Origin of the sequence: Lutimonas vermicola, from assembly GCF_038433205.1 — a bacterium.
Classification (GTDB): Bacteria; Bacteroidota; Bacteroidia; order Flavobacteriales; family Flavobacteriaceae; genus Lutimonas; species Lutimonas vermicola.
In genome coordinates this window covers 873,148-885,755 of sequence record NZ_JBCDNA010000001.1, presented here as the reverse complement: position 1 = coordinate 885,755, position 12,608 = coordinate 873,148, and the positions used below count along the sequence as shown (strand labels likewise).

The window sequence follows — 12,608 nt, the reverse complement described above, 5'->3', positions numbered from 1 at the left end:
AAGTTAAACATTATTGTATCTTTGTATCCATATGCTATGTTAAAGGCATTTGAAATAAACTTTTAGAAATTAAAAAAGAGGAAGCATTATGTTTGGATTATTTAAAAAGAAAACGGAGAAGGAAAAATTACAGGAACAGTATGAAAAACTGTCAAAAGAAGCCTATCAGCTGTCTGGCACGAACAGGAAGATGAGTGATCAAAAAACATTCGAAGCGAACCAAATCATGGATCAGCTTGAAAAATTGAGCTAAACGTACCAAAAAATGACAGAGGAAAAGAAACCTGACAATGTAGTGTTTAACCCTGAAACGCAACAATATGATGCGGCTATAAAGCCGTATGCGACAGCTGTTGGAGCACCTGTTATTACAACGACCGACACGATTGCCTGGAAGAACAGGAGCATCAGTAACGTAAACCATAAAGTTCGGGCCAAGTATTTAGAATTGAAGGCAGCCTATGAGCAAATGATGGAGGAGTTTGAATATAACAAGCTTATTTTCAATGCAAAATTTACTTTTGAACCGGTTATCGGCGATGTTTATCATTTGTACAAAAGAGAGAACGGAGAAACGTTTCTATCTATTATAGCACCACACGAATGCAATTTTGACGCTGTTGGAAGTTTCTATTTGAATGCCGATCAAATTTGGGAAAAGGTATGATGAGCGCCAAAGAATTCAGTCCAAGACAATTAGACCGTATCATAGAAATGGCCTGGGAAGACCGTACGCCTTTTGAAGCATTACTATTTCAATTTGGCCTGCCCGAAAAGGAGGTCATTAAGTTCATGAGGGCAACCCTCAAAGAAAGCAGCTTTAAGCGTTGGAGAAAACGCGTAAATAGCGGGGTAAGCCAAAAGCATTTAAAAAAGCGAAATCCTGAGATGACTCGCTTTAAATGTTCCAGGCAAAAAGCGATATCAGGGAACAAGATCAGCAAGAGATAAATGGTATGCTTTTAAAAAATGACTTAACATGGTTTCCCACATCACTTGATGAAGTGCTTCAACGTTTAGATCAAATTGATCCTGTGAAGTACGGCAGTGACAGGAATTACCTTAATGGGTCTGTTTCTTATCTGTCTCCCTATATTTCAAGAGGCCTGATTTCAACTCAGTTTGTTCTTTCTCAGTTATTGAAAAAGGGATATGAACCAGTCAATATTGAAAAATTCATACAGGAACTGGCCTGGCGCGATTACTGGCAGCAAATATGGAAAGCGAAGGGAGACACCATAAATACAGATCTTAAAAACAAACAAGGCCCGGTAGCCAATCACTATGTTTCAAAAGGGATTATAGATGCCCAGACGGGTATAGAGGCTATAGATAAGGCCATCAGGGACTTTTATAAAAGTGGTTATGTGCACAATCATTTAAGAATGTATATAGCATCCCTGGCCTGTAATGTGGCCCAAAGCCATTGGAAGGTTCCTGCAAAATGGATGTATTATCACCTGCTTGATGCAGACTGGGCAAGCAATGCCTTGAGTTGGCAGTGGGTTGCCGGAGCGAATAGCCACAAAAAATATTATGCCAATCAGGAGAATATAAACAAGTATTGTTTTACCAATCAAAAAAATACTTTCCTCGACTTACCCTATGAGGCCTTTTCACAATTGAGCATACCGGAAACTTTGAAGGAAACAGTAGACTTATCTTTAAGTACGCCTTTACCCGAAAAGAATAAGATCAGCATAGATCATAATCTTCCGACTTGCATCTATAATTTCTATAATTTGGATCCGGCCTGGAAGAAAGATGAATCGGTAAACAGAATTTTGCTTTTAGAACCATCTCATTTTAAGGAATACCCGGTATCTGCCAAGAGCATTGATTTTATGTTCAACCTTAGTTTGAATGTGGATCATATTCAAATCTTCGTGGGAGAATTTAAAGAGTTAACAACATATCATCACGTAAAAAATATTTATTTTAAGGAACATCCTTTAAACAAGCATTATCAAGGCGTCGAAGAACAAAGAGACTGGATGTTTCCCGTGCAGGGTTACTATCCGTCGTTTTTTTCTTTTTGGAAGCAATGTAAAAAACAACTGTATGCTTAAGCGATTACTCCTGAATAATAAAAGGAATACACGAAAATGAAAAAACAACACCTTCCTGAAAAAATTTGCATCGTCTGTGAGCGTCCTTTTACATGGCGCAAAAAATGGGCATCAAATTGGGAGGAAGTAAGGTATTGCAGCGAGCGATGCCGAAGAAATAAATAAGCAATGAAAACAGCCCACCTTATATTTCCTCATCAGCTGTTTCGGGATCCATCCTGGATACATAACCAGGCTATAGTCTACCTGATAGAGGAGTTTTTATTTTTTAAACAATACCCTTTTCACAAGCAAAAAATAGCATTTCACAGGGCTTCTATGAAATCTTATGAAAGTTATTTAGGGTCTATGGGTTTTGAAGTATGCTATGTTGAAGCTATAGAACAAAGATCAGATATCAGGATGCTTATTGCCGAATTGAAGCAGCAGGAAATTCAAAAAATCAGCTATATAGACCCCACAGATTGCTGGCTGGAGAAGAGGACAGAAGCCTCATGCTCAGCACATGATATCCTTATTGAAAAATTGAGTTCCCCCATGTTTCTCAATTCAAATGATGATTTGTTGCATTTTTTTAGAAGCGATAAAAAAAAATACCATCAGACTGGTTTTTATATAGAAGAAAGAAAGAAACGCAATATTTTGTTATCCTCAGAAGGAAATCCTGCGGGCGGAAAATGGACTTATGATAGTGACAACCGCAAAAAGTATCCGGCAAAAAAAAATCCACCTCATATTCAGTTTCCGGATACTGACGCCTGTTATGAAGAAGCAGGAGACTATGTTCAAGCCCACTTTTCTCAGCATTTGGGCAACCTTACGGACAACCCTTTATACCCGACTGATCACCAAACAACGGATCAATGGCTGGATCAGTTTTTTGAGCACAGGTTTATGGAGTTTGGCCCTTATGAAGATGCGATACTTGCAGAAAATTCATTTTTACATCACAGCGTTTTAACACCCATGTTAAATACAGGCCTAATAACACCTCAGGAAATTGTTGATCGTTGTTTGGTTTATGCAGAAAAGCACGATGTTCCTATTAATTCAACCGAAGGTTTCGTAAGGCAGATAATTGGGTGGCGGGAATTTATAAGAGGTATGTACACTACAAGGGGGTCAGACCAGCGCACCGGGAACTTTTGGCGTTTTTCAAAGAAAATCCCGGCTTCTTTTTATAACGGTACAACAGGGATAGATCCTGTCGATATCACCATTAAGAAGGTATTGAAAACAGGATATTGTCATCATATTGAACGGTTGATGGTATTAGGTAATTTCATGATGCTGTGTGAGTTTGATCCTGACGAAGTTTATCGCTGGTTTATGGAGTTGTTTATTGATGCCTATGACTGGGTGATGGTTCCTAACGTCTATGGGATGAGCCAATACGCCGATGGCGGATTAATGGCTTCCAAGCCATACATCAGTGGTAGCAATTATGTAATGAAAATGAGTAATTTTAAGAAAGGAGAATGGCAGGCTGTATGGGATGGATTGTTTTGGCGGTTTATGCATGTACACCGGGATTTTTTTATGCAAAACCCGAGGTTGGGTATGCTGGTGCGCATGTTTGACAAAATGCCTGATGAGAAACGTCAAAAGCATCTTAAAAATGGAGAATTATACTTGACAACCCTAAGTGAGCCGTAAAAAAAAGCTGAAGCATTCATATTATATATAAGTGACAAGCATACTATACAGAAATAATACCGTCCACAGAAAAGTTCTGATCCAATTCTTTTTTATTAGTGTATCCAACAATTTTTGACTGACTTTCCCTTTGTGAATTTCAGTATGAATAGGTACAAACTGCAGGAAAGTAGATACCCATATCAGAATTATAATAATCAAGCTCAACACTGTATAAAGATCAATTTTAATGATCAGTTGATAAATAGAAATACCTAATTGACCAAGCATCAGTGGCATCACTATAAAAGTAAAACGAGAAGTATATGCTCTGTGCCACTTGATTAGATCATTAGGCTTATAATAAAGAAAACTAGGATATACAATGCGTTGGACAATCCAAATCAACACAACTAATCCAAAATCGATTAAAAGTCGCAGAATCGTTATAGACATTACAGATGCTTAGTTATTTTGGAGCTCATAGGATTCGTAATTGAAAAATAATAATCAATTAAACGTCCTTTTTCATCAACTAAATATTTTTGAAAATTCCATTTAACACTTGAATTCTTTTCATTATTTAAGCTTCTGTTTGTAAGCCATTTATATAAATTATGCTGCTTACTACCTTTAACATCAATCTTTTCAGTGAGTAAAAATTTAACACCAAAATTCAACTCACAAAAGTTTTGAATCTGCAAAGCATCACCAGGCTCTTGTTTGCCAAATTGGTTACATGGTGATCCAATAATTACTAAACTGTTTTGATATTGATCATTTAAAGCCTGGAGGTCTTTATATTGTTTTGTAAATCCACATTCTGAAGCAACATTGACAAAAAGTATTTTCTTTCCTTGAAATTCATGTAAAGAGATCGGTTGTCCTTGTAAAGAATTGATAGCAATATCATAAACTGATGGTTTTTTTGTATCATTCGATTTACGCGTTACTATTTTGGCTTTATCAATTGTTTTCATGTCTTTGTTTTTTAACTTTGGTAAAGATATCTAATTTTTGTTCAATTTTAAAATAATATTATTAAACAAAAATTTAAACCCTTACATTAACGACAAAAAAATATCTTTTGCTTAAATTGGTGCTTATGAATACAGAGGATCATAAAATACATATCATCGGTGCTGGTATCAGTGGTTTAATTGCCGCAAAAGTTCTAGAAGATCATGGGTATTTGCCTGTTGTTATAGAAGCTTCTGACAGAGTGGGAGGGCGCGTTAAAACTGATCTGATCAATGGTTATCAATTGGACCATGGCTTTCAAGTACTTTTAACAGCATATCCTGCAGCACAAAAGTACTTGGATTTTAAGGCCCTGGACTTGCAAAGGTTTGTGCCAGGTGCCGCGATTTTTAAATCGGGCAAACAGACTGTCATTGGAGATCCGTTGAGAGATTTTTCTTTGCTGTTTTCAACCCTGTTTTCAGGAATTGGAACTTTGGAAGACAAACTGAATATACTGAAACTCAATAAGAGGTTAAAAAACAAAGCCTTATCTGACATTTTCTCTGAAAAGGAGAAAACGACCCTGGCTTACCTGCAGGATGTTGGCTTTTCGGACGAAATGATTCAACAATTTTTCAAACCCTTTTTTAGCGGCATCTTTTTAGAACCCGATCTCGAGACATCGAGCAGAATGTTTGAGTTCGTGTATAAAATGTTTGGGGAGGGTTATGCAGCACTTCCAAAAACGGGGATTGAAGCCATTCCAAAACAACTTGCTCAAAATTTAAAGACTACCATTTTTAAATTTAATTCACCGGTGGCTTCAGTCAAGGATCAGGAAATAACACTTAAAAACGGTGAAAAACTTAAAACGGATTTTACCATTGTAGCAACAGAAGCAAGCGGGCTTATTCAAAATTTAAGCAAACAAGCCATCGCATGGAAATCTTGCGATACGTTATATTTTGAAACAAGCAAGAGGATCATAAAGAAACCATTAATTGGCCTTATAGCAGATACTGATGCACTTATCAATAATATATTTTACCATACGAGCCTGGAAACCGGTCAAACACCTGAAAAAGAACTCCTATCGGTAACTATAGTCAAAAATCACGACTTATCTGATACTGAGCTTATTGCTCGGGTTCGAAAGGAATTACAGCAGTTTTGCGACATTGATTCCTGTATATTTTTAAAGCAATTCAAGATTTCAAGGGCCTTGCCCAGGCTTGATCATGTACAGTATGAAATGCTTCCTTCTGAAACGCGTTTAACAAGCACTATTTTTCTCGCCGGCGATACGCAACTAAATGGCTCACTCAATGCTGCCATGATTGCAGGGGAAAGAGCTGCTCTCGGTGTGATTCAAACGTTAAACAGTGTCCGTCAATAATTGACTCTGTTAAACAAAAAAATTCATCCCGTCTGTATTTGCTTTATAGCATTGAGAGTTATACCGTTTTAATGCTGTACAATTCAGGTAGTTCAGCCTCCCAGTTAAAGGTTTCTTTGATGCCAAGTTGCAGAGCTTCCGTGGCTTCTCTTTCTCCGTGAACAATAAAAATCCGGTCAGGCTTATTCTTAAGTTCCTTTAACCAATCTAAAAGTTCAGTGTGATCGGCATGGGCTGAAAGCCCTTCAATCACCTCTATTCGCATATTAAAAGGAACCCATTTTCCATAGGCCTTAAATCCTTTTTCACCATCAAGTAATTTTCGCCCGCGTGTGCCTTCAGCCTGATAACCTACAAAAAGAAGGGTGTTTATTGGGTTTTCGGCTTGCACTTCCAAGTAATTTAAGATCCTGCCTCCTGTAAGCATACCGCTCCCTGCAATGACAATTTTAGGATCCCTATTCTCGCGGATAAGCAATGTTTCGCGAAAACTCTGAACCACTGAAAATTTTGAACACATTTCAAAGCACTCGATCTCGCCTAACCTGTGCCAGTCCCTTGTACGATGAAACAGCTCTAATACATCCGATCCCATGGGACTATCCATAATCATTGGAATTCTTGGTATTCTGTTTTCCTTGATCAACCTGTAAAAAATCAACATCAGCAATTGGGCCCGTTCAACAGAAAAACTGGGAATAAATAAACTGCCGCCTTTTGCAACAGTTTCATTCACAAGTTTTTCTATGACAGGGATAGCCTCTGATTCATCAGGATGAATCCTGCCCCCGTAGGTAGATTCAATAAAAAGTATATCGGCTTTTTTTGGTTTTAATGGTGGATATAAAAGAAGGTCATTTGTCCTGCCAATATCCCCGGAGAAAACAAATCGTTTGCCGTTTACCTCTAATTCTATGAAAGTGGCTCCCAGGATATGGCCATTATAAGAAAACCTCACTTTCATCCCTTCATAAAGTGAAATCCACCTTGCCGGCGGAATCCTTTTGAAATGTGGAAGCGTAATTTCAACATCAGCCAAATCGTATAAAGGTTTGGCAGGATGATGTTTAGAATACCCTTCTTTGTTGGCACGTTCTGCTTCCTGTTCCTGAATCCTGGCACTGTCATTCAATATGATCGCAGCAATGTCTAAGGTTGGATTGGTTCCATAGATTGAACCATTAAACCCCTGTTTTACCAATCTCGGTAAATATCCGGTGTGATCAAGGTGTCCATGGGTTAACAGGACAGCGTCAATATCAGACGCTTTTACCGGGGGATATTCCCAGTTCTTTAAACGGAGTTCCTTGAGTCCCTGAAAAAGCCCGCAGTCTATTAAAATTTTTTTGTCGGTAGTTTCCAAAAGATATTTTGAACCGGTCACGGTTCCGGCAGCCCCTAAAAAGTGGATATTTATTTTTTCTGTCTCCATGATCAACAGGCTTAAAAAAGTATTACACTAAGTTAAGCAATTAACCTTCAAATAGCTAGAGTTTTGGGTTTGTTTTAATGCTTGAATGCAGGAATGCTTGAATGCGATAATGAGGGAATTCAAAAGTCAATTCGACTACCTTAAGAATACATGACCCTTAAATATGTCCCAATTCTTACGATAAGAATATTTTAGGACATGTTTTTAGCCATAAAATTTAGATTTGATTTAACTTTATGTTATGGTTCTTTGTTGCGCAGTGACATCCGAATCGATAAGAATAAACCAATTATAATGATAAAGTATCGCATCGCAACTCTCGAAGATAATGCTCAGCTTTTGAGGCTTACCAATGACGCAGACATGGCTGGTACCATAGGACTTCGAACAGACAGGGACCCTTCGTTCTTTAATTTGGTCGAATTAAGGGGTAAGAGCAAAGTGTATATTGCCGAGGAGCATAAAAATATAGTAGGATCTATTTGTGTTACGCAAGAGGATGTTTATATACAAAAAGGGATTTATCCGCTTTATTATATCAGTGATTTTAAAGTAGCTAAAACGCATCGAAATCAGGGAATAGGTTTGCAGCTCACCAATGAGGTAACTAAATATTTGGAATCTGAAAATGCAGATTTCGCTTTTTTAAATGTGGCAAAAGGAAATAAGAGACCCTTTGTTTTCTTCAGTGAAAGGAGGAATTATCCTGACTTTGACACTATTGGAACCTTTAAAATAGTTCAATTTATAGGCGCGAAAAAGAAAGGAGAACATAAAAAATACAATATTGAAGTTACTACAGCGACAGTTGAAATACTGGATTTCCTGAATGAATTTTACAGCAAACATGAATTGGCAAACGTCATATCAAAAGATCATTTAAAAGAAACTTCAATTTTCTGTGTCCGGTCTAATGAAGCTATTATAGCAGTCATGTGTTTATTGGATACTTCAAATATGAAACAACATCTGGTTCTTAAAATGCCCTGGTACTTGAAGCTTTTCATTTCGGCTATCAATACAATTCGTCCATTGACCGAAACGACAAAACTTCCAAAACAAAATGAACCCATCAAGATGCTCTATTTGAAATATTTGGCGGTTTCGAGTTACGATGCAGATTTGATCAAAGAACTTATTTATAGAGCAAAGCATGAAGTTTATAAAAAAACATATGCCTTTGTTTCTTTTGGATTACATGAAAATGATCCTTTAGCAAAATACTTACCAGGATTTTTTAAAATTACATTTTACTCGGTTGGCATGCTTGTTAGCTTAAAAAACAGTCAGGGATTAATGCAGTTGATTAAAAAAGGGGTTCCATTTAAAGATTTTTCAACAGTTTAATATATTCATCTCTAAAACCAAAGAAACATGAAAACACTTAATCAAACATTTAAAAGTATCGAGGTATTTAATGTCATTTCTGATATTTATTCTCAGGCGATTACAGGAGAGCTGATAGGAATGAGCAATTTTGCTTCTTTGGCGGATACTGTTGATGATCCCTATGAAAAAATGGAAGCCGTGGAACACGCAAATAGTGAGCGATCACATGCGGAAGGCTTTTTGGCCTATGCAAAAAAAGCAGGGCTGAACATTACGATTAACCTTAAGGGTGAATATTGGCGAAGAGTACGGACTCAATTTCTTCAATATGCCGAAAAGAATGATTTTATAGCTTGTATCATTATTCAGGAAGTAATGCTGGAAGCATTTGCGATTTCTATGTATCAAGATGCAGGAAATGCTTTAGGGGGTGAATCCAAAGACCTTTTTTTATCAATCGCAGAAGAAGAAAAAGAGCATATGGAGCATTCAATTGAATTATTACAGGCAGAAATGCGCAAAAACCCGGATGAATTTACAGCCAAATTTGAAGAAATTCATTTTAACTGTATGACAATTTTATCTGAATTTTCCGCCACGACAGACTTAAGCGGCCATTGTGGAGTATGTAATGGAGAATGCATGAAAAATTCTTTACATCACGTTGGATTGGAAGCTAATAGCTTAAGAGGTAATGCCCTGGCTTTGTATGCCAAAGCTCTTGACACCATAGGAATTCCCGGAGAAAAATCAATTGTATGGATAGCCAAACTACCAGCTTAGATTTTGCAGTGATAGGTCATCAGGATAACTGGCCGAATATCCAATCCTTTATCAATGCGATGAGAACGACTGATCTCGAGGAATTGTCAATTGAAAAAATCAAGGGTATCTATGGGTATATTCCCCCAAGAGGGATTTTTAAAATGCGTGTAAAATCTCCTACAGGAAAGGAAATAAACGGTGTTTATATCGAAACTTTTATAGAGCCTGACCAACTTGAGGCCCAACATCTTCGGAGTAACATCCAAAAGGTAAAGAATGCCATTGAAGCAGCGCATACATTGAAAGCCAAAATGGTTATTTTAGGCGGGTTTACTTCTATTCTGTTAGAAGGCAATTTTAAGGATTTCGAAAGTTATAACATGGTGCTTACCACCGGAAACACATTAACCACATCTTATGTATTAAAAGGTGTTGAAAAGGCAGCTAAAGAACACCAATTGGTTTTAAACGAATGCAAGGTTCTTATTATAGGCGCCACAGGAGATATTGGTATGGCATGTAGCAATTATTTAAAAGGTACTGTAAAGCAATTGTTACTATGTGCAAGAAACAGAATTCGTCTTGAAAATTATGCTGATCAGCTAAAGCGTGAAGGCTATGATATAAAATATTCTATCGATTTGGATGATTTGGCAGCAGAAGCTGATATTATTATAAGTGTTGCAAGTTCACAGGGCATAAAAATCAGTAATTTGAAAAAAGCAGCTATTATATGTGATGCTGGCTATCCAAAAAATTTAGAAGACAAACTGGAACAACACACAGATGTTTTTCTTTTTCACGGAGGAATGGGACAGCTCACAAATGGCTATACCTTTATTCCAGATTATACTGCTCATTTTTATTATTACCCGGCTCCTTTTTTGGGGCATGGATGCATCATTGAAGTTATTCTTATGGCTTTCGAGGGGATCATGGAAAATTATTCAACAGGAAGAGGAAATATTACCAAAGAAAAAATAGATAAGATGTACCATTGGAGCAGAAAACACGGGATCGAACTTGCGCCCTTTTATAATTCAAAGGGCCTGTTGTAATCAAGACTAAAAAATGATATCATGAAAAAAAATAAAGACCAGGTGCAACTTTCCAAATTGGTGTTCACGCAAAGCTGGGAAGACCCCGAATGTGACCATAAAGCACTGAAAATTAAAAAGGATGAAGTTCTTGTTGCCATTACTTCAGGGGCCTGCAATGTATTGGGTTTTTTACAATTTAACCCCGCTAAGATTTATGCTATCGATATCAATGCTGCACAATCCTTTTTGTTGGCATTAAAAATGGCTGCGATTAAATCTTTAGAATATGAGGATTTTATTGGGTTTTCGGGTTTGGTGGATTGTCAAAACAGGCTTGAATTATTTGAAAAAATAAAGCCACAGCTTAGTGAGGAATCCCTTTCGTTTTGGGAAAGTAAAAAGGGCCTGCTTGAAAATGGATTTATTATGAATGGAAAATATGATCGATTTGTAAAATTTGCCGGTAGGTTCCTGAAATTAATACAAGGCCAGGCCAGGATCGATGGATTGTTTAAGCCAAAAGACATTAAAGAGCAGGAAGCCTTTTATGATGAAGTTTGGGATACGAGGCAGTATAAAGCTATCTATAAAATTTTATTCAACAAACACATTTTGGCAAGAAAGGGTCTTTCATCTGACTATTTTCATTTTGATGACGGAAGCGCCTCATTTGCTGAAAGTTTCTATAAACGCGCGCGAAAGGCATTTAGAAACTTACCCATAAAAGGCAACTATTTTCTCTCTCTGTATGTAAAAGGGCTCTATGCAAATACAGACGAAGTTCCTGATTATTTAAAAAGAGAGCATTATAAAGTCATTAAATCGAGAATAGACAATATTGAAGTAGTTACCTCCGATGCACAGGGCTGGATAGATACTATTGATGATGCGAGTATTGACTGCTTTGCGCTTTCCAATATTTGTGAATTAATGAGCGAAGATGAAACGAACAGGCTTTTTAATGCGGTTTATAGAACTGCAAAGCCAGATGCTAGAGTAATTTTTAGAAATCTAATGATTCCCAGGGAAGTACCGGAGAATCTTAAAGAGCGAATCGTAAAAAACAAAGAATTGAGCGAGTTTTTGCAGGAAAACGATCGTTCATTTGTTTATGGCAAGGTTGCTGCATATAGCATTGAAAAGTAGTTTTCATTTGTTTTAATGTTGCAATGCTTGAATGAAAGAATGCTCGAAATCAAAGATTCAGTGAAGCTAATGCATGAATTCAAGAATTCAAGAATGCGTGAATGTTTAGTCGGACTGATAATGTGGAGCAAAACTTCTCACTTCTCCCTTCACCCTTCTCCCTTACCCTTGAAACTGCCTCACCTTTTCAAGCCTCATGGCAAAGGGTACTTTATTGTGATCAAAGGTGTATTCAATGGATTTGTCAAATTCAACTGTTTCCAATACGTTTAGCTTTGCCTGATCCAGGCTGCCTTCGAGTTCTGTTTTAAATTCTTTGTTCAGAATTAATTGGATACTGCCATAATACAGTTCAGTGATCATATAGACCCGCCTGATTTTTCCGTCATAGGTTTTCCAATTGTCTTTTTTTAATACTTCCAAATGGTTATCAATACGAACCCTGTTGAGATTTGACATAGTTTTGACCTGTAAATGGCCAAAATGGAATTTACTGATGTTTTTGAGTTCAAAGCGCTCTTCCAGTTCATTGATTACAGGGTTTTGGAGGGTGGAGACAACATTGACTTCCATATTGATGACCCTGTCGGCGAGATGTGCATATTTGATTTTTTCCTTATTAAGGTCCCTGATTCCTTTTAACCAGTTTTCCCGGGAAATGATTCCGGCATCAAGAAAAGCATTGTAAATATGTTCAGACATCCCGGGATGCTCAAATTTAGGTTTGCCTATAATCGGATCCCAAACCAGATTACCCAGGATGATATTCTCATGGGAAGTGGGAATGAGCTCTAAGTTGTATTTGTTTCTGAATCTTTTTATTTCCATATATT

At 37.2% G+C, this 12,608-nt stretch carries 14 protein-coding genes; 11 read left to right on the top strand and 3 right to left on the bottom strand.

Annotated elements, in window-relative coordinates; all coding sequences use genetic code 11:
* Nucleotides 1-88: 88 nt before the first annotated feature.
* The 6 genes from AABB81_RS04010 to AABB81_RS03985 are packed head-to-tail and all read left to right on the top strand — an operon-like array spanning nucleotide 89 to nucleotide 3,725.
* Nucleotides 89-253, top strand: coding sequence for a Lacal_2735 family protein (locus AABB81_RS04010; RefSeq protein WP_342158789.1), 165 nt, complete (start codon nucleotides 89-91; stop codon nucleotides 251-253).
* Nucleotides 254-265: 12 nt separating this feature from the next.
* Nucleotides 266-667: a DUF2452 domain-containing protein gene (locus tag AABB81_RS04005; RefSeq protein WP_342158787.1), complete on the top strand. Its 402-nt coding sequence runs from the start codon at nucleotides 266-268 to the stop codon at nucleotides 665-667.
* Nucleotides 664-951 carry a TIGR03643 family protein gene (locus AABB81_RS04000; protein ID WP_425287323.1) on the top strand — a complete coding sequence of 96 codons (288 nt, stop codon included), beginning with the start codon at nucleotides 664-666 and terminating at the stop codon, nucleotides 949-951. The genes AABB81_RS04005 and AABB81_RS04000 overlap by 4 nt, the downstream gene beginning before the upstream one ends.
* The gene (locus AABB81_RS03995; RefSeq protein WP_342158786.1) at nucleotides 903-2,069 is read left to right on the top strand and encodes an FAD-binding domain-containing protein; all 1,167 of its coding nucleotides are present in this window, start codon (nucleotides 903-905) and stop codon (nucleotides 2,067-2,069) included. The genes AABB81_RS04000 and AABB81_RS03995 overlap by 49 nt, the downstream gene beginning before the upstream one ends.
* A gap of 36 nt (nucleotides 2,070-2,105) precedes the next feature.
* Nucleotides 2,106-2,234, top strand: a complete 129-nt coding sequence (locus AABB81_RS03990; RefSeq protein WP_342158785.1) for a DUF2256 domain-containing protein — start codon at nucleotides 2,106-2,108, stop codon at nucleotides 2,232-2,234.
* A gap of 3 nt (nucleotides 2,235-2,237) precedes the next feature.
* A complete protein-coding gene (locus AABB81_RS03985) occupies nucleotides 2,238-3,725 on the top strand; it encodes a cryptochrome/photolyase family protein (RefSeq protein ID WP_342158783.1) in 1,488 nt (495 codons plus the stop codon).
* A gap of 434 nt (nucleotides 3,726-4,159) precedes the next feature.
* Here the strand turns inward: AABB81_RS03985 and AABB81_RS03980 are convergent, their stop codons facing one another.
* Nucleotides 4,160-4,684: a glutathione peroxidase gene (locus tag AABB81_RS03980; RefSeq protein ID WP_342158782.1), complete on the bottom strand. Its 525-nt coding sequence runs from the start codon at nucleotides 4,682-4,684 to the stop codon at nucleotides 4,160-4,162.
* A 125-nt stretch (nucleotides 4,685-4,809) separates the two neighbouring features.
* Here AABB81_RS03980 and AABB81_RS03975 point away from each other — a divergent pair, with 125 nt between their 5' ends.
* On the top strand, nucleotides 4,810-6,063 hold the full coding sequence (locus tag AABB81_RS03975) for an NAD(P)/FAD-dependent oxidoreductase (protein ID WP_342158781.1): 1,254 nt from the start codon (nucleotides 4,810-4,812) through the stop codon (nucleotides 6,061-6,063).
* Nucleotides 6,064-6,121: 58 nt separating this feature from the next.
* Here AABB81_RS03975 and AABB81_RS03970 read toward each other — a convergent pair whose 3' ends face one another.
* Entirely contained in the window at nucleotides 6,122-7,495 is a 1,374-nt protein-coding gene (locus AABB81_RS03970) for an MBL fold metallo-hydrolase RNA specificity domain-containing protein (protein WP_342158780.1), read from the bottom strand.
* 294 nt (nucleotides 7,496-7,789) lie between these two features.
* On the opposite strand from AABB81_RS03970, the gene AABB81_RS03965 reads away from it, so the two are divergent.
* The 4 genes from AABB81_RS03965 to AABB81_RS03950 are packed head-to-tail and all read left to right on the top strand — an operon-like array spanning nucleotide 7,790 to nucleotide 11,775.
* A complete protein-coding gene (locus AABB81_RS03965; protein WP_342158778.1) occupies nucleotides 7,790-8,842 on the top strand; it encodes a GNAT family N-acetyltransferase in 1,053 nt (350 codons plus the stop codon).
* 27 nt (nucleotides 8,843-8,869) lie between these two features.
* Nucleotides 8,870-9,607 carry a long-chain fatty aldehyde decarbonylase gene (locus AABB81_RS03960; protein ID WP_342158776.1) on the top strand — a complete coding sequence of 246 codons (738 nt, stop codon included), beginning with the start codon at nucleotides 8,870-8,872 and terminating at the stop codon, nucleotides 9,605-9,607.
* On the top strand, nucleotides 9,583-10,647 hold the full coding sequence (locus AABB81_RS03955; protein WP_342158775.1) for a hypothetical protein: 1,065 nt from the start codon (nucleotides 9,583-9,585) through the stop codon (nucleotides 10,645-10,647). The genes AABB81_RS03960 and AABB81_RS03955 overlap by 25 nt, the downstream gene beginning before the upstream one ends.
* Before the next feature lie 21 nt (nucleotides 10,648-10,668).
* On the top strand, nucleotides 10,669-11,775 hold the full coding sequence (locus tag AABB81_RS03950; protein ID WP_342158773.1) for a DUF3419 family protein: 1,107 nt from the start codon (nucleotides 10,669-10,671) through the stop codon (nucleotides 11,773-11,775).
* Nucleotides 11,776-11,937: 162 nt separating this feature from the next.
* Here AABB81_RS03950 and AABB81_RS03945 read toward each other — a convergent pair whose 3' ends face one another.
* On the bottom strand, nucleotides 11,938-12,603 hold the full coding sequence (locus AABB81_RS03945) for a hypothetical protein (RefSeq protein ID WP_342158772.1): 666 nt from the start codon (nucleotides 12,601-12,603) through the stop codon (nucleotides 11,938-11,940).
* Nucleotides 12,604-12,608 lie beyond the last annotated feature (5 nt).